We start from the raw sequence: 25,110 nt of genomic DNA, 5'->3' as shown, positions 1-25,110 counted from the left end.
AAATAGATATGTTATCAAGATATAAATTAATCACATTACTTTCAGTTGCTTCGGTTGTATCTGCCTGCGGTGGTGGAGAAGACGAAAATTCAATAGAAGCAAAAAAAGCTCAATTAATAGAATATCAACAGCAATTAGTAAAGTTGGAAAGTGATATTCATACATTAGAAGCAGAAATTAAAGAATTAGGTGGACCTAAAGCTGAAGTTAATACCTTAAAACCTGTTACAGTTTTTAATGTTAATGCAGCCACTTTCAATCATTATGTGGACGTTCCTGGAGATGTTACTTCGAACAGAAATGTAGTAGTAGCACCAGAGACAACAGGTCGTATTTTAAAGAGATATGTTATAGAAGGTGCTTTTGTAAAAAGAGGACAATACTTAGCTAAGTTAGATGTTGAGTTAGTACAAAAGCAGATTGACGAAGTAAAAACAAGCTTAGAGTTAGCGGAAGTACTTTATGAAAAGCAAGATAAATTGTGGAAGCAAGGTATCGGTTCAGAAGTACAATACCTTCAAGCAAAAAATAATAAAGAGTCATTAGAAGCGAAATTAGAAAGCTTAAAAGAGCAGGAAAACAAAGGCTATATCATTGCTCCTATTTCTGGTAGAGTAGATGAAATCTTTATGAAAGAAGGTGAAATGGGACCTGCAGGCCAACCTTATGCTCGTTTAGTAGATATCTCAAATATTGAAGTAGTTGCTGATGTTTCTGAAGCTTACAGTAGAGTTGTAAAAAGAGGAGATAAAGTAAAAGTAAAGTTCCCAATGTTGGAAATTGAAAGAGAAATGAAAGTTGATGTAGTAGGACAAACTATCAATCAATTAAATAGAACTTTCAAAATCCGTATGCGCGTTTCTGAAAAAGGATTAGACATCAAGCCTAATACAATGGCGGTGGTTACAATCAATGATTTCTCTCAAGAGGGTGCAGTGGCAATTCCAAGTAACCTTGTTCAGAAAAATACTAATGGAGAAACATTTACTTACATCCTTGAAAACAAAGAGGGTAAGCAGAATGTTGTGAGAAAAGTTGATATTGAAACAGGTAAATCTTACAAAGGAAATACTATGATCACATCTGGTATTAAAGCAGGTATGAGAGTAATTAATAAGGGTTATTCTGAAGTGATCAATGGTGAGCAAGTTAGAGTTGTTGATTATCAAATTTAATTTTGAGCAGACTGATGAAGGAAAATATTAATTTAAATAAGGAAGAAGAACAATCAAGCTCAAAGGAATTTGGGTTGAGTAGTCTTTCTATCAATAATAGTACTTCAATTTTTATCCTAACGGTAATTATTGCAGTATTTGGTATGGCATCTTATGTTGGAATGCCGAAGGAACAATTTCCTGAGATCCGTATTCCAATGGTATACATCCGTACCATGCACCCAGGTAACTCACCTGTAGATATTGAATCATTGATTACGCGTCCTATAGAAAAGGAATTGAAATCAATGAAAGGAGTGAAAGAGATTATTTCAACTTCAGCACAAGATTTCTCTGTAATTACAGTGGAGTTTAATGAAGATGTAGAAATCTCAAAAGCACTTCAAGATACAAAGGATGCCGTTGATAAATCGAAAAGTGAATTACCAACCGATTTAGATACAGATCCGGATGTACAAGAAATGGACTTTTCTGAGATTCCAATTATGGTAATTAACCTTTCAGGTGATTTTGAAATTCAAAAGCTGAAAGATTATGCTGAGGATCTTCAAGATGAATTGGAAGAGTTTAGAGAGGTGTCTCGTGTGGATATTACGGGTTCAGTAGAAAGAGAAATTCAGATTAATGCAGACATCTATAAGATGGATGCGATGCAGTTAGCTTTCTCAGATATTTCTAATGCGATTGCCAATGAAAACGTAACCATGTCAGGTGGTGATGTGAAAATGGGTAATGGTTTCCGTAGAGCATTGCGTGTAGACGGAGAATTCAAAACGGTGGAGGAAATCAAAAATGTGATTGTAAAGTCGGAAGACCAAAATACAATCTATTTGAAAGACCTTGCTGAGATTAAAGATAGCTATGTAGAACGTAAGAGTTATGCACGTTTAGCTTCTTCGGATTTCAATTCAAAAGGGGCTTATCCAGTAGTTTCTCTAAAAGTAGTAAAAAGAGGTGGTGAAAACTTAATCGATGCTACGGATAAAATTATGGATGCTTTGGATGACGCTAGAGAGAGCTATTTACCAAGCAACCTGGATATTGTGATTACAGAATCACAATCCAATGAGATGAAAACTTCTCTTAAAAACCTAGAGAACAGTATCATTTCAGGTATGATCCTAGTAGTAGTGGTTCTTTTATTCTTCATGGGATTAAGAAACGCGATGTTCGTAGGTATGGCTATTCCATTATCAATGTTCTTATCATTCTTGATTTTAAGTTCATTGGGCGTAACTATCAACATGGTAGTATTATTCGCTTTGATCCTAGCCTTGGGTATGCTCGTGGATAATGCCATTGTGGTCATTGAAAATATCTACCGACTGAGGGAGTCTGGAATGACCACCAAAGAAGCAGCGAAACAAGGTACAGGAGAGGTGGCATTGGCCATTATTTCATCTACAGCCACTACATTGGCAGCCTTTGTTCCTTTGGCATTCTGGGGTGGTATCATGGGTGAGTTCATGAAGTACTTACCAATTACCTTGATCTCAGTATTAGCATCATCACTATTTGTAGGTTTGGTGATCAACCCGGTAATTGCTTTCAAATACATGAAAGTAGATTCAGAAGAGGCATACAGAACTATCAATAAGACTAAAGTAACTGTTGGACTTGTACTTCTAGGATTATCGATTCCAGGTTATATTATGTGGCCAACGTATACATTAGGAAATGTATTAATGTTGGGAGCTACTATCGCTTTGCTTGATGGTATTCTCTTAAAAAGATTGGCTTATTATTTCCAAAATGTATTCTTAACACAACTTGAGTCTGTTTACTTAACTACATTAAGGTTCGCCTTAAAAGGTAAAATGCCTTATTTCTTAATTGCGGGTATTTCAGCTTTCCTTGTGATTGCAATTGGTTGGTTTGGAGCTAGATTAGGTAGTGGTAAAGTGCCAATCGAATTCTTCCCTGATTCAGACCCTCGTTATGTATATATGTACATTGAGGCTCCACAAGGTACAGATGTTGAAGAAACCAATAAGATTGCTTTAGATCTTGAGAAGAGGTTATATAAAGAGTTATCTCCGTATAGTGATATCATTGAATCGATTGTAGCCAATGTAGGTGAAAACACAAATGATCCACAAGATGGAGCAGCCAATACAGTTACACCTAACAGAGCAAGAATTGCAGTAGGTTTTGTTCCTTATGAAAAACGTGATGGTGTAAGTTCAGTGGAAGTAATGACACTTTGTGCTAAAATCGCGAAGGATATTCCAGGTGTAGAAATTGTAACGGATAAAGAACAAAATGGTCCTCCTACTGGTAAACCGATCTCAATTGAATTGACAGGTGAGGATTACTTAGTGTTGATCAAAGAGGCAGGGAAAATGAAAGCCATGATTGAGCAATCAGGTATCCCTGGTATTGATAAATTATCGATTGATATTTCAGTGAGTAAACCAGAATTGTTAGTGAATATTGACCGTAATAAAGCAAGACGTTTTGGAGTTTCAACAGGTTTGTTAGCTCAAAATATGCGTACGGCTATTTATGGACAAGAAGTTTCTAAATTCAAGGACGGTGAAGACGATTATCCAATTCAACTTCGCTTGAAAGACGAGTACCGCTACGACTTATCAACTTTGAATGACCAAAGAGTTACTTTCAGAGATAATAAAGGACAATTCCACCAAGTACCTGTTTCTTCTGTTGCAAAACTAGATTACAGTACAACTGTAGGTGAGATCAAGAGAAAAGACTTGGATAGAGTCGTGACATTGAGTTCTAACGTATCGAAAGGTTATAACAACCAAGTGGTAGTTGAAAATGTGAAAAACTTACTGGCTTCTTATGAAATGCCAGCACAATACAACTACAAGTTTGGTGGTGAACAAGAAGACCAAGCAGAATCAATGGCTTTCTTAAGTAGAGCGATGTTGATTGCCATGTGTGCAATTTTCTTGATCCTTGTTTCTCAATTCAACTCATTCGTGAAGCCATTCATTATTATTGCTTCAGTATTGTTCAGTTTGATTGGTGTATTATTAGGTCTGATCATTTTCAATGACCCATTTGTAATCATCATGACAGGTATCGGTATTATTTCACTAGCAGGTATTGTAGTAAATAACGCCATTGTATTGATTGACTGTGCAGATCAGTTAGTAGCGGCCAAAAAGGAGAAACTAGGTATGGATCCTGATGACCGTTTACCAATCAAAGACTTAATCGAATGTATTGAGCAAGCAGGTTTCACTCGTTTACGTCCTGTATTGTTGACAGCCATTACTACCGTATTAGGTTTGATTCCATTGGCTACAGGTATGAACATTGACTTCTTCGGAATGTTTGCTCACTTTGATGCAGATATTTACTTCGGAGGTCCAAATGCAGATACTTGGGGACCAATGGCATGGACTGTAATTTATGGTTTAACGTTCGCTACTTTCTTAACTTTGGTCATTGTACCAGTGATGTTATTATTAGCGGAACAATTAGGCTGGTTCTTCCAAAACCTTACTTCAGGAGAGAAGAAGAAAGCAGTTCACAACTAAGATGAATTAAAATGAAGAATGTGATTAAGTTCATGTTCTTCATCGAATCATAAAAAGAAAGGGTGAAAAGTTAATCATAAACTTTTCACCCTTTTTCTATGGTTGATGATAAGCAACTTAGATACTCATTTCTACAATTTCTTGAACTTTCTCCAACGTGATATCACCTCTTTCACCAAGACCAACCCATTTACGTTCTTCAAAACGAGAAGTGATGGTCTTTACTACTTCTGAGTGATTATCTGTATAATCAGAAATCTTTGTTTTAATACCCATAGAGTGGAAAAACTCAACAGTTCTTTCGATAGTAGCTTGTGCTCTTTCTTCTTCAGAACCTTCTGTAATTCCCCAAACTCTTTCACCGTACTGTACCAATTTATCCTTCTTGTTGTTGAACATTACTCTGTACAAATTAGGGCCGATAATCGCCAAAGTACGAGCATGATCAATTTCATATAGAGCTGTCAATTCATGACCAATCATATGCGTAGCCCAGTCTGTAGGTACACCTTGTTGAATCAAACCATTTAACGCCATTGTACAACACCACATAAAATTACCTGCCAAAGTACTATCGCCTGGATTGGCAATAACTTGAGGTGCAATTTCTACTAGCGTTTGTAAAATACCTTCAGCAAAGCGGTCTTGAAGTGGTGCTTGAGCAGGGTAAGTAAGGTATTGTTCCAATACGTGAGTAAACGCATCAGTGATACCATTGACTAATTGTCTTTCAGGAAGAGAAGCGACAACTCTTGGGTCAAGTACAGAGAATTTAGGGAAACAAAGAGGGCCACCAAATGGCAGTTTTTCTTTCGTTTCTTCTCTTGTGACTACAGAGCCAGAGTTCATTTCAGAACCAGTAGCAGGAAGAGTAAGCACGGTGCCAAAAGGAATAGCCTCTTTCACCTTTTTACCCAATCCTTTTTTGATGATATCCCAAGGGTCACTTTCTGTAAACGGAATAGCAACACAAAGGAATTTAGTAGCATCAATTACAGATCCACCACCAACAGCAAGGATGAAGTCGATGTTTTCTTGGATTGCCACCTCTCTTGCTTTCATGATAGTTTCATAACGAGGGTTAGGTTCAATACCACTGAAATCAACCACATTTTTGTCGGCTAATGATTTTTTTACATCATCATAGATTCCATTTTTTTTGATACTTCCTCCTCCGTAAACTAAAAGGATGTTTTTAGCATCAGCGGGGATATGTTTGTTGACTTCCTCAATTCTGTTCTCTCCAAAAACGAGGCGGGTTGGGTTCCAAAGTTCAAAATTTTTCATTACCAATATGTATTATTAAGCGGTTCATATGTTCAAACAACTAATTAATTAAAGTGTTCTACAAATGCTAAAAAAATGTAGAATAAAATAATTGATCTTCGAAAAAAAGTAGAAATAGAGAATTTATAAATAATAAAAGTTCGATGTATTGGCTTTATAATTGATCGAGTAAGTCTAACTATATTTCAAATAGGGGAGGAAATTTTTTTATCATTCTACATTTTTAATACTATGTATCTTAAAACTTTGTCAATGCTGTTTCTCTGCTTTTTAGGAGTAGAAGTATGCACAGCACAATCAATGGGGCAACTTCAGAATAAAAATACTGTAATAACACCTTACAAAGATCAATCATATGTCATTGGACAGGAGTGGGGTATCGGTAAAATTGTCGAGAGGAAAAAGAAGAGACGTGACAAGGTATATAATATGGTAAAGGTTGTACCTGGATTAGCTAATCCTGATCTAGTATCATTTGCATTATCAGTAGAACCTGATCTTTACCTAAGACATCAAAACGCTCAATTAAAATGGCATAAATCAGACGGTTCCAACTTATTTAAAGCAGATGCTACATTTAGAATCATAAGAGGGTTTACGGGTGAAAATACAGTTTCATTTGTATCAACAAATTATCCTACATATTATATTTCTCTTAAAAATGGGAAGGAGTTATGGGTAGTTGAAAACCCCAATCCTGAAGATGCTTCTTTTTTACTTGAGGTAGAACAATAGTTAATGCCTACCCTTTCTTGTTGGCGGTATTTATTACCTTTGTGGAAAATAAATAAACTATGAAAAATCAGCAGACCTTATTCATTACTGGAGCCTCTTCAGGAATTGGTAGATCTATTGCAAAAGCAGCAGTAGAGAAAGGATATCAAGTGATTGGTACTTCCCGAAATCCGGAACGAACAAAAGATAAATTAGAAGGTGTTCGTTATGTGGCTTTGGATGTTTCTAGTCCAGAAAGTATAGCACAGTGTTGGGAAGAAATCAAAGAAGAAAAAATTGATGTATTGATCAATAATGCTGGTCAATCGCAGATTGGACCTGTAGAGGAAACAACAATGGAGAAGTACAGGTACTTGTTTGAAGTAAATTTCTTTGGTCTGATTGATTTAACAAGAAAAATATTACCTCAAATGAGAGAAAGACGCTCAGGAACAATTATTAATATTGGGTCATTGAATGGGCGTTTTGCAGCACCTTATTATTCAGCTTATGTAGCCACAAAGTTTGCAGTTTCTGGCTTTACTCAGTCACTCAGAAGCGAGATGAAAGAGTTTAATGTAACTGTAGCTTTAGTGGAACCTAACCACATTGCATCCAACATTGTTCCTGATTTTAATTGCCCTGAAGGGTCTGAATATTTCCCTTATGCTGATAATATTCGTCAAAGTGTGAAAGGAAGTATGTCAGAAGCAGAATCTTCAAAGGTGATCTCTGATACAGTGATGAAAGTAATTCAGACCAATGCACCTTCTCCAATTTATGTTTCTGGAGGGAATGCAAGTTTATTGGCTTTTGCAAAGCGATTTTTGCCTGATAAGGTGGCAGAAAAAATGATACGAGGAGCTTACGGCTTAAAATAATAAAGGAAGGGTACTGAAAAGTATCCTTTTTTTATTTTTTTGAAATTAATCCAAAACAACTTTTTTTTTACGAAGAGTCAATCAACATAACAAAATAGACACCTAAAAGTTTTTCAGTTTCACTCTTCAAAAATTTTATAAACATTTATTGATAAAAAAACATCTCACAACAATGTATACTAATTAAAAAACTGTCATATTTATTGATTACATTTTGACCGTGTTTGAAATTAACGATTGTGTAGTGGGATTCCGTTATACAATTGTATGGTTTACTACACGAAAAATGAAAATTAAATTGATTCTTCGCTTCACTTATTAACACAAGCAACCTTGATGTTCATTTTCTGATTGATTGAAAATGAAATTAGAAAAGGTTTCATGGCTCCTTAAATGATGATTTTATGAATTCGAACTTAAATGCTCAATTGCTCTATGGCAATAAAATAGAGCTTGACAAAGAGAAAAGTTTTTGGAGAAAGACAAAGTCTAGTTTTTTACTTTTTACATTCTTTTCCTTAGTAGGGTTTTACTACTTTCAATTTAGTTTAACAACAATCATTTCAACCATTGGAATGTTCATTGTTTTATCGCTTTTCTTGTTGAAGAAAAAGTTGAATTGGATGACCCTTTGTACAGGTTATTTGTACGTTATGTCTTCGATGTTATTTGCTTTAGCAATAACAACAGGAGGGATAAAATCACATGCAGTAGCATTTTTAGCAACTACACTTGTTACTTCCTATTGGTTTTTAGGAAAGAAAGCAAGTAGGTATATTTTGCTCTACAATTTCATATTGTTGTGTACTTTGCTCATCATTGAGTGGACGAATGGAGGTCCTCTTTTTGATCCATTGACCTCTACGCAACAAGTTATTTTCAATTGGACATTGGACTTGGGTATTCTTGCAAATATCAGTAATGATGTGAAATCGATTGATCAGCAAACTTCCCTTTTTCAAAGTAAGTTGCAGAAAAATAGCGATGAATTGATCCAGTTTGGGGAAGAACTTTCCCAAACTAATGAAGAGATTAATGCACAAAAGGAAGAAATTGAGTCACAAAGAGATAAAATAGAGAAAAGCCACTTACAATTGAGTAAGTCATTGGAGCACGTGACGGACTCTATCCGTTATGCTAAAACAATTCAAATGGCATTGCTGACTTCAAAAGAGGAATTGAATAAGATTTTTAAAGAGGTCAATATTTTATTCAGACCAAGAGACCATGTTTCAGGTGATTTTTATTTTGCTAGGAAGTTTGGTAACAGGACTTTAATTGTAGTAGGAGATTGTACAGGACATGGAGTACCTGGAGCGTTGCTGTCTATGGTTGGTTTAGAAGCATTGGATCGCTTGCAGGAATTACCAGAGTCTCCTGCTGAATTGTTAGAGAAAATGGATCATTATTTCTTTGAAAAATTACGTCAGTCGTCAGTAGATGGCAATCAAGATGGGATGGACATTTCAGTTGCGTATATTGATCATGATTATCGATTCCAATATGCAGGAGCAAAAGGCAAAGGCTTGTTGGTAGATAATTCGGGAGTTATTCCACTGAAGTCGACCACAAGGTCAATTGGCGGAAAATTTAAAAAGAATAAAGTATTTGAAGTCACTGATATGCAAATTCAACCTGATACATTGATTTGTTTGTATACAGATGGTTATATAGATCAAAATGGTGTGAAGGGTAAAATTGGTTCTCTACGTTTCAGAAATATTTTGGAGAAATATTACCTCAAATACACTAAGGATTGTATTGATGAATTGGAAACTGTACTGAACTATGAAACCGAAGGTTTTCAACAAAGGGATGACATTACAGTTTTTGTAGCAATACATCACTAGTCAAATGCATCGCAAAACAAAAAGGTACTTGATTTTAGAAAGCAAGTACCTTTTTTAATATAATATCTTAGGTTTATAATTATAGTAATTCTCCCACTTCTAACAACCCTTCTTCGGTTAGTGGTTTGGTTATAAACTTAATTACATATTCGTTATTCACAATTCTCTCAATATCGGACTCATTGTCTGAACTCGAAAGGATGGCTATTTTACATTGATTTCTAAGTTCTTCAGGAAACGCTTCAAATTCATATAAAAATACAAATCCATCGACAATAGGCATGTTGATATCCAATAAGATTAAACTTGGTAAATTCCCTTTGTAATCAAAACGTTCTTGTAGAAACTCCAACGCTTTTTTACCAGAGTTCTTAATGACTATTTCCTCAGCGAAATCAGTTAGCTCTATTATTCTGTTGTTGATGAAATTGTCAGTGTCGTTATCATCAACAAGCAATATAGTTTTTATTTTTTTACTCATAATTGGACCTCTGATAGTAGTTTGATTTTTTAACTAGCTTGGTTTAATATAAAGATTCAATTCTACTTTAAAATACAAAAAATATAGTAAGTATTGCACCAATTTCTAAATTAAATACTATTAGCTCTTGTATAATTGAAAGAATATCAAAAACTCTGCTTTACATTTGATATGTTATGAAATCGAAAATAAAAAAAATCTCTCAATAAATATTAGCTTTTATTGAGAGATTACATTTATTTTTTCCATTCAACGATTTTATCAGCAATTTTTCTGTCATTTGCCAACCTAGGAACCTTATTTTGTCCACCTAGTTTACCAATTGACTTCATGTATTGTTGAAATGCGTCTCTTTGAAGCGGAGTGATCACAATAGTCCTTGTGATACTGCCTGTAATAAGGTCATCGTAGTAAGTATTCAATTCTCTTAATTTATGATCTAATGTGAGTGCAAAAGCATCTAAATCATTAGGATCATTTTCAAAAGAAATCAGCCACTCATGATAAGGTAACCCATCAGTAGGGTTGACTTGTGGCGCTACAGAAAACTCAGTGATTTTTACTTCAGGGTGTTGTTCTAAAGCAAATTTCATAGTTTTTTCTACTTCTTCTCCTATGACATGTTCACCAAAAGCCGAGATGTAATGTTTGATTCTACCCGAAACAATTACTCTATAAGGATCTGTGGATACAAATTTTACAGTATCGCCGATTGAATAGCCCCATAGTCCGGCATTGGAATTAATGATCAAGGCATAATTTTTTCCAACTTCCACCTCATCAATTTTTAGACGAGTTGGGTTTTCATCAAAATATTCTTCTGAAGGAATAAATTCATAGAAAATACCCGAATCCAGCTGTAATAACATTCCCTCTTCATGTTGTGAATCTTGAAAGGCAAAGAAGCCTTCTGAAGCAGGAAAAAGTTCTATAGAAGGCATTTGCTTCCCAATAGAATCATATAATTTATTACGATAGGGTTCAAAGTTTACTCCTCCATATATGAATAATTCAAAATTAGGGAAAACTTCTTGAATGGACTTTCCAGTTCTTTCAATAATACGGTCAAAATACATTTGAACCCAAGGTGGTATACCTGAGATCAACGACATATCTTGTGCAATTGTCTCATCAATAATACGCTCTAGTTTAATTTCCCAATCTTCAATACAGTTGGTTTCATAACTAGGCATTTGGTTTCTTCTTAAGTAACCAGGTACGTGATGATTGACAATTCCTGAGAGTCTACCGGAAAGTATTTCACCAGATTTGCCTAGAATAGGGCTACCTGAGAGGAAAATTAATTTTTTATCCAAAAACTTCGAGTTTCCCGTTTCATGGATGTAATTCAACATTGCGTTTCGAGCTGAATTAATATGATTAGGGATGGATTCTTTTGTCAATGGAATATATTTCGCACCTGAAGTGGTACCTGAAGTTTTTGCAAAGTAAACTGGGGCACCTTTCCAAAGTATATCATTTTCACCTTTGATAATTCTATCGATATAAGGGCGTAACGCCTCGTAATCTACTATAGGGACATTCTTCTTGAAGTCGTCATAATTTCTGATATCTCCAAAATTATGGTCTTTGCCGAAGGCTGTATTTTTCGCACCCTGAATCAAAGATTGAAAAACTTTATCTTGAGAACGGCTTGGATTTTTGGCCCATTCATTTTGTTGCTTTACGATGTAAGCCGCTAGGGGCTTACTTAAAAAAGATTTAAATCCCATGTTATGAGGAAGTCTTAAGTAAATTGTTTGTCTTCTTTTGGACTGGGTTCTACATGAATGAGTATATCAGCTATTTCATTAAAATCAGCTTTCAATGAATCTTTGACATTATGAGCAATATCATGCCCTTCTCTCACTGATATTTCACCTTTGACAATAATATGAAGATCTACATAAAATTTAAAGCCCATTTTGCGAATAAAGCATTTTTCTGTGTCAATCACTCCATCCACCTTCACGGTTTCTTGTTTTACTTTGTCAATAAGATCATCATAGAGGTTTTCGTCCATAATCTCTCCAAAGGCAGGTCTGAACAATAGGTAGCTATTAAACAGAATAATTCCAACAGCAAATAAAGCCGCCCATGAATCAGCAGCTTCATACCCTTCGCCGCCATAAATTGATATTCCAATACCAATAAAAGCAGATAAAGAAATTAAAGCATCGCTTTTATGATGTCCTGCATCGGCTTCTAATGAAGAACTATTCAGTATTTTACCTCTGTACTTTACAAAGCGGTATAAAAGGTATTTAACCAAAATAATGATCCCCAGTACAATCAGCGTATACGAAGAGGGGGTAGTAGCATCACCTGATAGTATTCGCTCTATACTTTGTTCAGCAATAATGAGTGCTGAGGTAACGAGAAAGCCAACCGTTATAAAGGTAGCAATTGGTTCAAATTTTCCATGACCGTAAGGGTGATTGTCATCAGGTGCCTTGGTCGAAAAGTTCAAACCAATTAAAACGACAAAAGAAGAAATAATATCTGCACAAGACTCTAATGCATCGGCAATCATGGCTTGTGAGTTTCCAAGAATTCCTACTGTACCTTTTGTAATCGTAAGCACAATATTACCAAGAATACTCAGCCAAGTCGTCTTAAATGCAGCTTTTTTTTCTTCCTTTGAAATCATATTTAAAGTTTCTTTTCAGCTTCATCCAATAGAGCCGCTTTGTTGATGGGCACTACTCCCACATGCTCACAGACTAAACCACCGCCTAGATTGGCTAACCCTGCAACTTTGTCCATTGGCAAACCAACTGCTAATGCCAAAGATGCAATACTGATCACCGTATCACCAGCTCCTGAAACGTCAGCAATCTCTCTTTTATGAGCAGGAATATGAACATCATCAGAATGGTTGGAGATAAATACACCATGTTCAGAAAGTGTAACCATAGTGTGTTGGTTATCCATTTTTTCTTTTAGAAGCTTCGTAGCAGCCTTTACTTCGTCTATGACATCGCCTTCAAAGTCAAACTTTAATCCATCTCTCATTTCTTTAAGATTAGGTTTGAAAAGTGTGACGCCTTCATAGGCTAGGAAGTTTCTTTTCTTAGGGTCTACTGTTGTTGGTATACCTTTTTTATGGGCAATTTCAACTACTTTTTGAATTAACTCAGACGTAAGTACACCCTTGTCGTAATCTTCAAAAATAATGACATCCGCATCGTTTGATAATTCTTCAATTCTTTCCAATAATAAATGAGTATCATCAGCATTGATTGGAGAACTATCTTCGTTGTCGATTCTAAGTACATGTTGTGCACTAGCAATCACACGATGTTTCACTGTAGTCACTCTTTTGTCACTTTGAATCAAACCTTCTTTAGGAATACCGAGTTGGTCGCATAAATCCAAGAAGGTATCGGCTTGACTATCTTTGCCAATTACAGCACATAAAATGGGTTGAGCACCAAGATAATGAAGGTTTTTGGCAACATTGGCTGCTCCTCCCATTCTTGATTCTCTTTTGTTGACATTAACAATAGGTACTGGAGCTTCAGGAGAAATACGATCTACAGACCCCCATATATAAGAATCGATCATTACGTCCCCAATAACTAAAGCTTTTAAGCCATTAAATTTCTCTAAGGCCTCTTTTACACTTAGTGCCATTTATATCAATAGTTTAGGATAAGAGGTAATCCATTTTCATGAATTACCTCTTCATAATTATTTCAAATTTGCTAAAGCTACTTTAATTTTTTCACAAGCAGCTACAAGTTCTTCGTCAGATGCAGCATAAGAAATACGGATACAATTTGGTGCACCAAATGCAGCACCAGCTACCGTAGAAACATGTGCTTCGTTCAAGAAGTATAATGCTAAATCCGAAGAATCTTTGATGACTTTACCATTGAATGATTTCCCGAAATAAGAACTGAAGTCAGGGAAGATGTAAAATGCTCCTTGTGGAAGGTTGGTTTTTACTCCTTCGATACCATCTAAAAGTCCTTTTAATAAATCTCTTCTTCTCAAGTAAGCCGATCTCATTTCTTCAATCACTGAGCGATCACCTTTCAATGCCGCTAAAGCAGCACGCTGAGTGATGGTATTGATACCCGAAGTCACTTGACCTTGGATAACGATACAAGCTTTTGCTACATGAACAGGAGCGGCGATATAGCCAATTCTCCATCCTGTCATTGCAAAACCTTTAGAAAATCCATTCACTACTACTGTACGGTCTTTCACGTCGTCAAAAGAAGCAATACTTACGTGAGGACCACCGAAGTTGATGTATTCATAAATTTCATCAGAAACGATATAAAGATCATCATGCTTTTTCACTTCGTCAGCAATCTCTCTTAACTCCTCTTTGGTGAAAACAGTTCCAGTAGGGTTACAAGGTGAAGAGAATAATATAGCTTTTGTCTTTGGGGTAATTGCCGCTTTTAATTGTTCAGCAGAAACTTTAAAGTCATTTTCGATTTCTCCTTTTAGGATAACAGGTTTACCACCTGCCAGCACAATCTGATCAGTGTAAGAAACCCAATAAGGAGAGAATACAATAACTTCGTCCCCTTCGTTGAGAATACTTAGCATTACATTGGCAATGGAGTGTTTTGCACCCGCAGATACCACCACATTTTCCATTTTATAATCCAAACCATTTTCAGTTTGCAATTTTTCTGCAATAGCTGTTCTTAACTCAGGGTAACCTGGTACTGGAGGATACGAAAAATACTTACCATCATCAATTGCCTCTTTGGCTGCGTCTTGAATATATTGTGGAGTGGCAAAGTCAGGTTCACCAAGGTTCAACTTGATTACGTTGACACCTTTAGCTTGCAGTTCTCTTGCTTTTACAGCCATCACTAAAGTGGCAGACTCTGTAATATTATCAAATCGATTTGATAAGGTAAGTTTTGTTTCAGTATTTGATTCCATTCTAATTACTAATTTTTTATCCTCGAATCTAGATTGTAGACTGCGAAATTAAGGTTTAGAATGAATACTTCCTTTCTTTTCAGGTATTAAATACCAATCATTGTGATTATTTACTGAATAGTAAGTTTTCTTTACAATTTTTCTCTCCCACTACGAACACCAAATGATGCCTTTGAGCAACAACTTCTTTTTTTACACTAAAGACCTCATTACAATAGTAAAGAATGAATTCATATTCTTCTTTCGGTAAAGATATAGCGGTGATGTTTTTTGTGTTAAGACGAGCAATCAATCGCTCGTCATCATAGATTTCCAGTTCGAGTCCATTCAGTTGTTGAGCATCATAATTGATGACTTCAAAAAGCACTTTGGAGGTGTTGTTTTTTTCTTTTTCTTGTGGAGAAAAAAGGGTAAGAATTGGGAAGGCGATGAATAGTAAATAGAGCATGTTATGGGATGTTTTATTGTTAATTGGGCGCTCTATAATTTACTAAAAAATGGGCATAAAAAAAAGTGACGTTTAATGCTCTTAAACGCCACTTTTGAAGTTATTTTATCGCTTAAAGATTCGTAAGGTCTTTAGGTGTATCTGTAAAAGTACCTTCAGTTACTTCCACTGAAGTATTATCAGAACCAAATGCTTTGAAGCTGAAAGTACCTGATAATTTATCTTCTGAAACATCAGTAAAGCTAAAGTTGATATAACCATTCAAGATATTAGCTACAGAAGCTTGTTTTACCGAAATATCCTTTTGTCCTGCAATCTGAATTACATTCACAACGCTTTGACTGTTATTGTACTCAGAAACTAAATCAAAAAGGTCCTTAGCTGACACATCAGTTAAGAATAAAACTCCAACACCTGCCATTTTAACATCTCCTCCAATCTGAAGAATATTAGAAAGGGAAATGTTGATGTTACTTCCTGCTGTTACTAAGTCAGAATGTAAGAAACAAAGAATTGCATCACCTTTTAAGTCAGTGTTTGTAATATCAAACTTGATATCTGAAAAATAGATAGAAGTGATATTTGCCGAAGTTCTGAATCCTGCATAGTTATTCAGATTTGTATCTGTACCGTCTATTTTAGCAGAAGCTTCTCCATAAGAAATTATGGTATCGATAATACTATTGACTGCATCATCTACAGAGTCACTACATGACGTAAAAACAGTTAAAGAAAAGACGAATAGAATTAAAAGTTTTTTCATACTAGTTTAATATATGATCATAATTATAGATTCAATATTGTCTAGACTTGGGTTTCATCTAAACAATGTTAGAAGATGTACGTCAAAAATGATGCAAGATTTACCTTCTCATGGCTACAATAGAGAAAAACTCAGTTCCAGAGATACGATACGAGAGAGTTAAACGACCATCATCACCAATTGAACCACTGATAGCAGCATTTGTATCGTAATTGACAATTTTTGATAATTTAAACGAACCATTTTCTAAGTTGCCTTCCACCAGTACCTCAGGGTATACTTTTTTAAGGAAATCTTCTTGAGAAGAACCAAGCTTTACAGAAACAGATTGAATAGAAGTGTATACATCTACTGTTCTATCACCTGCTTTTCTTAGAGTAATAACATCATTACTGGTCAACGATTGTGACGAAGATTGTCCTTGTCCTGTTTTTGCAGAGATAGATGTAACCAGATAATTACCTTCTACTGCAGAGGCAGTGTTAGCAATATCCGCATTTTCACAAGCTAAAAAACAAAAAATAGAGAAGACGACAATAAGTGCTTTTGGTATAATATTCATAAGATGTGATAAGGGTTAATATATAAGTGTAGTTGATACGCCTAATATACACTAAAACAACGGAACTTTATAGGACTATTTCAAGAATAACTTCTCTATTTTAATTAGTGAATTATGTACTTCATAATTCTTGTAAAAATGCCCTCATAAAGGTTTTTTCGACACTTTAAAAACCTCAAACTTGTACTTACATTGTGATGAATATCATTTATATAACTCACAACAAACTGTATATTTGCGGCATTCATTTTATTATAAAAAGAAGACGATAAAATTATCATCATGAACAAGAAAACAATCTTAATGATCTTAGACGGGTGGGGAATTGGTCCTGATCCTAAAGTGTCTGCTATTGCACAAGCAAATACACCTTTCGTAGATTCATTATATGACAAATATAAGCATAGTAAATTAGAGGCTTCTGGTTTAGCTGTTGGTCTTCCTGAAGGACAAATGGGTAACTCTGAAGTAGGTCACATGAACCTTGGTGCTGGTCGTGTTGTATACCAAATGTTGGTAAGAATCAACCAAGCTGTTCAAGATGGTTCTATCGCTGATATCAAAGAATTACAAGACGCATTTACTTATGCAAAAGAGAACAACAAAAAAGTTCACTTTATGGGTCTTGTTTCTGATGGTGGTGTTCACTCTCACGTTGGACATTTAAAAGGATTATTAACTGCAGCAAGTGCAGCAGGTTTTGATAAAGATCAAGTTTTCGTTCATGCTTTCACTGACGGTCGTGACTGTGACCCTAAGTCAGGTAAAGGTTTTATTGCTGACGTAGAAGAGCACATGGCTAAAACTACTGGTCAAATTGCTTCAGTTGTTGGTCGTTACTATGCAATGGATAGAGATAACCGTTGGGAAAGAGTAGCATTGGCGTATAACGTAATGGTAAATGCTGAAGGTGAAAAAGTAACAAACATCCAAGATGCAATCCAAGCTTCTTATGATGCTGATGTAACGGATGAATTCGTGAAGCCATTAGTAAATACAGTAGACGGTGAGCCAGTGGCGAAAATCGAAGAAGGTGACGTAGTACTTTGCTTCAACTTCCGTACTGACCGTGGTCGTGAAATCTCTCAAGCTTTATCACAAAGAGATATTGAAGAGGGTGGAACTAAGAAATTAGACATCAAATACCTTACAATGACAATGTATGATGAGACATTCGAAGGTGTAGATGTATTATTCCATAAAGATAATTTATCACAAACATTAGGTGAAGTATTAGAAGGTGCTGGTAAAAAGCAAATCAGAATTGCTGAAACTGAAAAGTATCCTCACGTGACATTCTTCTTCTCTGGTGGACGTGAGAAAGAATTCGAAGGTGAAACTCGTTTATTAGCTCCTTCTCCAAAAGTAGCTACTTACGATTTAAAACCTGAAATGAGTGCAGGTGATATCAGAGACAAAATTGTTCCTGAATTACAAAAAGGTGAAGCTGACTTTGTTTGCTTGAACTTCGCTAACGCTGATATGGTAGGTCATACCGGTGTATTCGAAGCAGCAGTAGCAGCATGTGAAGCAGTTGACCAATGTGCTAAAGCTGTAGTTGAAGCTGGTTTAGATAACGGTTATTCATCAATCGTTATTGCTGACCACGGTAACTCAGATGTAATGAGAAACCCTGACGGTTCTCCAAACACAGCACATACTACTAACTTGGTACCATGTATCTTTGTTGATCCTGATTTTGATGGTGAAATCAAAGACGGTAAGTTAGGTGATATCGCTCCAACAGTATTGAAAATTGTTGGTGTGGATCAACCAGAAGAAATGACAGGAGATTGCTTAATCTAATTATTAAGTAATTCATAAATAAATTTCGTAAAGGCTACTCAGTAATGGGTAGCCTTTTTATTTTGAAATAAAATAGTTTGAACTTTAATTATTTAAGTTTTTTTTCGAACTTCATCAATCAGAGGAAAATTCATGAAAAATGAATCACTTTGGAGGCTTTAAAAATATCAATCAGAAAAGAAAGACTTTATTTAGTATATGGGGCGTCAAGCAAAAGTTATCGCTATTGTAAATCAGAAAGGAGGAACAGGTAAAACTACTACCACCACCAACCTTGGTGTAGCTTTGGGAAAGCTAGGTAATAAGGTATTACTGATAGACATGGATGCTCAAGGAAATATGACGTTTCATTTTGGAATTCAGAATGAATATAAAAAATCAGTGACTCATGTTTTGACTGAAGATGCCAATTTGAAAGAAATAGCCATAAAGCGAGAAAAGGTATACATCGCCGCCTCGGATGTATCGTTAGCTGATGCAGAAGTCAATATGGTGAATGCTGATCAAAGAGAGTTTATTCTTAAAAATGCAGTAGATAAGGTCAGAGACAAATTTGATTTTATTTTGATTGATTGTGCTCCTGCATTATCTATTTTAAGTATTAATGCCCTTACAGCTTCAGACCATATCTTTGTGCCTTTGCAAATGGAAGTCCTAAGTATGCAAGGGCTCTCTCAAATACTAGAAACTGTTTTTCAGATTAAGGAAACACTGAATAATAAGCTTACAATTCTAGGTATTTTACCTGTTATGTTTGATACAAGAAGAACGGTGACCCATGAAATCCATAAGCATATCAAAGAAAACTTTGGTATCAGAGTATTTGAAAATTACATAGGCATCGATGTTAAATTAGTGGAGGCTCCATCCTTTGGACAATCTATTTATGATTATGCTCCGCTTTCAGTAGGAGCTATGGCATATATGAGAGTAGCGAGAGAATTGGTATCAGTTTTACCCTAAAGTGAATTCTCAAATTTGATTTTTGAAGTATCTATATAAATATTCCTAGTCAAACAAACAGTACCATAATATTGTTTTGAAAAAGTCGTAATTTAATTTAGGAAGTTAATCTAAGTTTCTAAAACCAAGTAATGAAAGTTCTTTAGACTTTCTTTATAACCCATAAAATTACCCGTTTCAAAATAGCTCTAATATGGCACTAGGAGATAATATCAAGAAGGATCGTTTGTTAAGCCGCGACGATTCCTCTGCTGGAAATGAAAGACCCAAAAAAATTCAAAATGAAGATTGTAGTGACTTAAAGAAAGAGGTCCTTCAGCTTCGTGAAAAATCAAAAGCTTTAAACAAAACAATTCTGGTTGCTGAAGCCGAATTAGACGGTACAATTATTTCATGTAATGACCGTTTTGCTCAGTTTTTAGGCTATAAACCCAAAGAACTGTTTGATCAACCTTTGTCTAAAATCCTTTCTCCGGAGACTCCTAAGCACTTTTCTGACAGTGTTCTTAGTATTGTAAAGAAAGGTGAAACTTATACAGGTACGACTAAAAACCTAACAAAAGAAGGAGGATCTGCGTGGATGGAAGTGACGATTTCACCTATCTATAATGAAAATAATAAGCTTTATAAGTACCTTTTATTAGGCATAGACGTCACTGATACTGCACTTAAAGAGCAAGAGTTCTCAAACATTAAAAGTGAGCTGGAATCTACCGTTAACATATTTCACACTGCAGCTTTAGTATCAGAAACTGACCTTTACGGAACCATTACTTTTGCAAACGAAACCTTTGCTAAACTATCAGGTTATACGCCTGAAGAATTAATAGGTAAACCCCACAGTATAGTTAGACACCCGGCAAATCCAAAGTCACTATTCAAAGAGTTGTGGGATAAAGTTCAAAATGGACAAATATTCCAAGGTACTTATAGAAACCTAGCTAGAGACGGGAGTCACTATTGGGTACAGGCTACAATTGCTCCAGTGCTAGATGCCGAAGGAAAGCCAATCAAATATATTGGTGTCCGTTTTAATGTAACGGACCAAATGGACAATGAAAAAGAAAGAGAGGCTGTACAAGAAGTAATATCAAATTCTAATGGTATCCTTGAAATGGATATGGATGGAAATATTACTGTTGTGAATCAGATGTTCTTGGATTATCTAGGTTATAGAGAGCATGATCTTGTGGGCAAAAACCATGATATACTTGTTCCTAAAGAATCTGATCATATTAGGATTGATAATAACCGAAAAGAGAAATTGAAATCGGGTAAAGCTGTAAAAGAGACCTTCAAAAGGATAGATGTCAATGGAGATGTCAAATGGCTTGAAGGTACATATAATACAGTGAAAGATTACGATGGAAATATTGCGAAAGTAATCGCTCACCTTCAAGATGTAACCGAAAGACGTTTAGCCAATGCTGATAACAGAGGTAAAGTAGCGGCAATTGATTCGAGTTACATGCGTGTTGAATTTGACATGGAACGCCGAATCATTGATTGTAATGACCTATTTGCCGAAGGCGTAGGATATTCAAAAGATGAATTGATTGGCTTGGACCACATCAACTTAGTAGATGAGGTGTATGGAAGATCACAAGAATATAGAACTTTCTGGGATAAACTGAGAAATGGTGAATCGGATAAGAATGTCTACAAGCGTAAAGTAGCAGGAGGAAAAGAAGTTTGGTTACAGGCATCTTATAACCCTGTTAGAGATCACGATGGAAACATCTATAAAATCATTAAAGTTGCAGAAGATGTAACTGCACGTCGATTGGCCAATTCAGACAACCGAGGTAAAATTGCCGCAATAGATGCGAGTTATATGCGTGTGGAGTTTGATCTTGATCGTCGTATTATTGAATGCAATGAGCTGTTCAGTATTGGTGTTGGTTATTCAAAAGAGAAATTGATAGGATTAGATCATATCAATTTAGTAGATGAAGTGTATGGAAGATCTCAGGAATACAAGAGGTTCTGGGATAAGCTAAGAAATGGAGAAGCAGATAAGAACGTCTACAAACGTAAAGTAGCAGGCGGAAGAGAGGTTTGGTTACAAGCTACATATAGTCCAATTAGAGATTTTGAAGGAAATGTCTATAAGATCGTAAAAATAGCAGAAGATGTAACTGCACGTCGATTGGCCAATTCAGACAACCGAGGTAAAATTGCCGCAATAGATGCGAGTTATATGCGTGTTGAATTTGATCTTGACCGTTGTATTCTTGATTGTAATGATTTGTTCTCTGAGGGAGTAGGTTACAATAAAGACGAATTGATAGGTTTGGATCATGTCAATTTGGTGGAAAAGGAATATGGTCAATCGCAAGATTATAAGAATTTCTGGAATAAGCTGAGGAATGGAGAAGCAGATAAGAATGTCTACAAACGTAAAGCTGCTGGAGGGAAAGAAATTTGGTTACAGGCTACTTATAATCCTATTCGTAATCAAGAAGGCGAAGTTTACAAAATTGTAAAAATTGCAGAAGATGTAACAGAAAGACGTCTAAGAAACTCCGAAACACGAGCAAAAATTGCAGCCCTTGGCAATGTTCAGGCCGTAGTAGAATTTGATTTAGATGGAGTGATGCAGGATTGTAACGATTTGTTCGAGGAAACTACAGGTTATACTAAATCCGAGTTAAAGGGACAACACCACAGAATGTTGGTCGAAAAAGATTACGCCAATACGGTTGAATATGAACGCTTCTGGGATAAACTGAAACAAGGAGTTCATGATGAAGGAGTTTACAGAAGGGTGAAGAAAGATGGAAGTATAATGTGGTTACAAGCTACTTATAATCCAATCTTTGATTTGAACAATAAGACAATGAAAGTAGTGAAATACGCTACCGATATTACTGAACAAATCGAAAACCAACGTAGAGCAGAAGCTTTAAAGAATGAGTTAGAATCAAGAGTAGTAGCCTTTAATTCAGCCGCTCTGATGTCAGAAACAGACTTGTATGGTAACATTACTTTTGTGAATGATACTTTTGCAGAACTATCAGGTTATACCAAACAAGAATTATTAGGGCAGCCACATAATATTGTACGTCACCCTTCAACACCGAAGGCAGTATTCAAGGAGCTTTGGGAAACGATTCAAGCAGGTCGAATTTTCAAAGTGAAATACCGTAACCAGAAGAAAAATGGTGGTTATTACTGGGTTGATGCAACGATTGCACCGGTATTGGATCAAGAGGGTAAACCGATCAAATATATTGGTATTCGATTCGATGTAACTGCTCAAATGGACCAACAAGTTGAAAAAGATGGTTTAGATGAAGCGATTTCGAAATCGTCAGGTGTAATGGAGCTTTCTATGGAAGGAGAAATCACTGCCATGAACGATACATTACTCGAAGTGATGGGGTACAATGAAGGAGAAGTTTTGAATAACCCACATGATGTCATCGTTGGTGTTGATCAAGATACCGTTCTTCGAAACAAAGAACTCTGGACAAAACTACAGAAAGGACAGTATGTCGTAGATTCTTTCAAACGTATCACTAAAGATGGTCGAGAGATTTGGTTAGAAGGTTCTTATAACCCAATTCAGGATTATGATGGTAATTATGTGAAGATTGTAGCTTACCTCAACGACATTACAGCAAGAAGAATTGCCAATGCTGATAACCGCGGTAAGATTGCAGCGATTGATGCGAGTTACATGCGTGTTGAATTTGATCTATCTGGAAACATCCTTGATTGTAATGATATCTTCTGTCAAAATACGCAATACAATACAGGTGAGTTGGTAGGAGCACACCACAGTAAATTGGTACCAAAAGAATATGCACTTTCTCAAGAATATAAAAATTTCTGGAGTAAGCTTCGTAAAGGGGAGTTTGATAGAGATGTCTACAAACAATTGAATAAATCAGGAGAAGAAATTTGGTTACAAGCTACTTATAACCCAGTTCAAGACCATGAAGGTAATTACTATAAAGTAGTACAAATTGCGGAGGATGTAACGCAAAGACGATTAGCCAACGCTGAAAACCGAGGTAAAATCAATGCGATTCTTAAAGCACAAGCGTCCGTAGAATTTGATCTTCAAGGTAATATCTTAGAGTGTAATGATAACTTCTTAACCACGACAGGTTATCGTAAAGAAGAGATATTGGGTAAACATCACAGCATCTTTGTGGAATCAGAATATGCGACAAGTTTTGAATATAAAAACTTCTGGGAAAAACTGAGAAACGGAGTCTTTGATAGTGGAGAGTATAAGCGTGTTCATAAATCGGGTAAAGAAATATGGCTGCAAGCCACTTATAATCCAATTGAAGATGCAGAAGGTAAAATCTTCAAAGTAGTGAAATATGCTTCAGATGTTACCGAATTTAAAACGGCCTATAATGCACTCTCTGATTTCTTAGATGAACTTGCGAAAGGTAATTTTGATGCAAAGATTGATCTAGGTAATATCAACCTCGATTCAGATATCGGTAGAATGATCGAAAACAACAGGTCATTGAGAGATAACCTCAAAAACTTCATTACAGAAATTAACCGAGTAGTGCAAATCGCAGGTGAACAAGGTAAGCTGAGTGAACGTCTTGAAATTGAAAGCGCTCAAGGTGCATGGAAAGAATTAGCCGATGCCTTCAACAACTTATTGATCTCTATCTCACAACCAATTCTAGAGTTCCAAGGGCTAACCAAATCAATGGCACAAGGTGACTTATCGAAGCGATTTACAGGACACGCTGCTGGTGATATTGGGCAAATGGCTCAAGGTCTAAACGAAGCCTTGGATGGATTACAAAGTCTATTGCTTGAAATTGAACAGATGTCGAATACAGTGGCAGGGTCTTCGGATCAAATGAAACAGAAGTTTGGGATCATGGATCAATCTACAGGTACGGTGGTATCAGCCATTCAGGATATATCATCTGGTATGTTAGAACAGGTAGCAAGAACGGATGAATCGTCGAAATTGGTAGATGAGATTCTATCAGCTGCAGAAGACACCGGTAATAAGGCACACGTCATTAACCGATCAGCTGAATCTGGTATGGAGTCTTGTCAAAATGGTATGATGATCATCAAGCACTTGGTAGAAAATATGAATGCCATTGAAAACTCTGCGGGATCTACATCTGAATCTATTGAAATCTTGGCCAAACGATCAGAAGAAATTTCCAGAGCACTAACCGTAATCACAGACATTGCATCACAAACCAACCTACTCGCACTGAATGCCGCTATTGAGGCCGCCAGAGCAGGTGATGCAGGTAGAGGTTTTGCAGTCGTTGCCGAAGAAATTCGTAAACTGGCTGAAGATTCCAGACAATCTGCTGGTGGTATTGAGAAAGTAATCCAAGACGTTCAGAAAGACGTTGGGTTAGCAACAAAAGCCATTGACAAAATGGAAGAGTCTGTAAAAGTGGGGAACGGTGCCACAAAAGATGTATCAGAGGTATTCAAAACCATTTTAGACTCTAGTGAAGAAACCTTGAAACTGTCAAAAGACGTATTGGAAGCGACAGATACTCAGAAAGGTTCAATTGACTCGGTTGTTCAAAATATTGAGAAAATTGTAATTGTATCAGAAGATACCGCCGCTGGAACTAAAAACGTGGCAGGTGTTGCCGATGAAATGTCTGGATCAGTGAAAGAGATGGGTGAAACATCGGAAGAACTTAACCAAGTGGCCTCCCAATTGAAAGAGGGAGTTGGTAAGTTTAAATTAAAATAATAGTAGACAGGGGCGTTACACTTCAAACGCCCCTTCCTTAAATA

Annotated in this window: 17 protein-coding genes; 8 read left to right on the top strand and 9 right to left on the bottom strand. The window is 36.0% G+C overall.

Annotation, left to right across the window (positions count from 1 at the left end; all coding sequences use genetic code 11):
- The first annotated feature begins 8 nt into the window (after window positions 1-8).
- Both PL77_RS04920 and PL77_RS04915 read left to right on the top strand, forming a co-directional pair.
- Window positions 9-1,175, top strand: coding sequence for an efflux RND transporter periplasmic adaptor subunit (locus tag PL77_RS04920; protein ID WP_044202310.1), 1,167 nt, complete (start codon window positions 9-11; stop codon window positions 1,173-1,175).
- 14 nt (window positions 1,176-1,189) lie between these two features.
- A complete protein-coding gene (locus PL77_RS04915) occupies window positions 1,190-4,684 on the top strand; it encodes an efflux RND transporter permease subunit (RefSeq protein WP_044202308.1) in 3,495 nt (1,164 codons plus the stop codon).
- Between the two features lie 117 nt (window positions 4,685-4,801).
- On the opposite strand, the gene PL77_RS04910 is transcribed toward PL77_RS04915, so the two are convergent.
- Window positions 4,802-5,971 carry an iron-containing alcohol dehydrogenase gene (locus tag PL77_RS04910; RefSeq protein ID WP_044202307.1) on the bottom strand — a complete coding sequence of 390 codons (1,170 nt, stop codon included), beginning with the start codon at window positions 5,969-5,971 and terminating at the stop codon, window positions 4,802-4,804.
- 231 nt (window positions 5,972-6,202) lie between these two features.
- Here PL77_RS04910 and PL77_RS04905 point away from each other — a divergent pair, with 231 nt between their 5' ends.
- The 3 genes from PL77_RS04905 to PL77_RS04895 all read left to right on the top strand — a co-directional run bounded on the left by PL77_RS04905 (window position 6,203) and on the right by PL77_RS04895 (window position 9,416).
- On the top strand, window positions 6,203-6,706 hold the full coding sequence (locus PL77_RS04905; protein ID WP_082026399.1) for an AbfB domain-containing protein: 504 nt from the start codon (window positions 6,203-6,205) through the stop codon (window positions 6,704-6,706).
- A 59-nt stretch (window positions 6,707-6,765) separates the two neighbouring features.
- Window positions 6,766-7,566, top strand: a complete 801-nt coding sequence (locus tag PL77_RS04900) for an SDR family oxidoreductase (protein WP_044202305.1) — start codon at window positions 6,766-6,768, stop codon at window positions 7,564-7,566.
- 404 nt (window positions 7,567-7,970) lie between these two features.
- A complete protein-coding gene (locus PL77_RS04895) occupies window positions 7,971-9,416 on the top strand; it encodes a SpoIIE family protein phosphatase (RefSeq protein WP_044202303.1) in 1,446 nt (481 codons plus the stop codon).
- Between the two features lie 79 nt (window positions 9,417-9,495).
- Here PL77_RS04895 and PL77_RS04890 read toward each other — a convergent pair whose 3' ends face one another.
- The 8 genes from PL77_RS04890 to PL77_RS04855 form a co-directional block, all read right to left on the bottom strand.
- Entirely contained in the window at window positions 9,496-9,897 is a 402-nt protein-coding gene (locus tag PL77_RS04890; protein ID WP_044202301.1) for a response regulator, read from the bottom strand.
- A 236-nt stretch (window positions 9,898-10,133) separates the two neighbouring features.
- Entirely contained in the window at window positions 10,134-11,630 is a 1,497-nt protein-coding gene (locus tag PL77_RS04885; RefSeq protein ID WP_044202300.1) for a GH3 auxin-responsive promoter family protein, read from the bottom strand.
- 14 nt (window positions 11,631-11,644) lie between these two features.
- Complete coding sequence (locus tag PL77_RS04880) at window positions 11,645-12,547, bottom strand: cation diffusion facilitator family transporter (RefSeq protein WP_044202299.1); 903 nt, start codon at window positions 12,545-12,547, stop codon at window positions 11,645-11,647.
- Between the two features lie 2 nt (window positions 12,548-12,549).
- Window positions 12,550-13,533, bottom strand: coding sequence for a bifunctional heptose 7-phosphate kinase/heptose 1-phosphate adenyltransferase (locus tag PL77_RS04875; protein WP_044202298.1), 984 nt, complete (start codon window positions 13,531-13,533; stop codon window positions 12,550-12,552).
- 57 nt (window positions 13,534-13,590) lie between these two features.
- Window positions 13,591-14,808, bottom strand: coding sequence for a pyridoxal phosphate-dependent aminotransferase (locus PL77_RS04870; RefSeq protein ID WP_044202297.1), 1,218 nt, complete (start codon window positions 14,806-14,808; stop codon window positions 13,591-13,593).
- Between the two features lie 106 nt (window positions 14,809-14,914).
- Window positions 14,915-15,256, bottom strand: coding sequence for a hypothetical protein (locus PL77_RS04865; protein WP_044202296.1), 342 nt, complete (start codon window positions 15,254-15,256; stop codon window positions 14,915-14,917).
- A 112-nt stretch (window positions 15,257-15,368) separates the two neighbouring features.
- Window positions 15,369-16,019, bottom strand: coding sequence for a hypothetical protein (locus tag PL77_RS04860; RefSeq protein ID WP_044202295.1), 651 nt, complete (start codon window positions 16,017-16,019; stop codon window positions 15,369-15,371).
- 100 nt (window positions 16,020-16,119) lie between these two features.
- On the bottom strand, window positions 16,120-16,581 hold the full coding sequence (locus tag PL77_RS04855) for a hypothetical protein (protein WP_044202293.1): 462 nt from the start codon (window positions 16,579-16,581) through the stop codon (window positions 16,120-16,122).
- A gap of 282 nt (window positions 16,582-16,863) precedes the next feature.
- Between PL77_RS04855 and gpmI the strand changes: the two genes are divergently transcribed.
- From gpmI to PL77_RS30265, 3 genes are all read left to right on the top strand, one after another.
- The gene (gene gpmI / locus PL77_RS04850; RefSeq protein WP_044202292.1) at window positions 16,864-18,387 is read left to right on the top strand and encodes a 2,3-bisphosphoglycerate-independent phosphoglycerate mutase; all 1,524 of its coding nucleotides are present in this window, start codon (window positions 16,864-16,866) and stop codon (window positions 18,385-18,387) included.
- A 198-nt stretch (window positions 18,388-18,585) separates the two neighbouring features.
- A complete protein-coding gene (locus PL77_RS04845) occupies window positions 18,586-19,350 on the top strand; it encodes a ParA family protein (protein ID WP_044202291.1) in 765 nt (254 codons plus the stop codon).
- 193 nt (window positions 19,351-19,543) lie between these two features.
- The gene (locus PL77_RS30265; RefSeq protein WP_052444181.1) at window positions 19,544-25,066 is read left to right on the top strand and encodes a PAS domain S-box protein; all 5,523 of its coding nucleotides are present in this window, start codon (window positions 19,544-19,546) and stop codon (window positions 25,064-25,066) included.
- The last annotated feature ends 44 nt before the right edge of the window (window positions 25,067-25,110 follow it).

The sequence above is a fragment of the Flammeovirga sp. OC4 genome, from assembly GCF_000812565.1.
GTDB lineage: Bacteria > Bacteroidota > Bacteroidia > Cytophagales > Flammeovirgaceae > Flammeovirga.
Note: the sequence above shows the minus strand (reverse complement) of the source record. Positions and strands in the feature narration are given on the sequence as shown.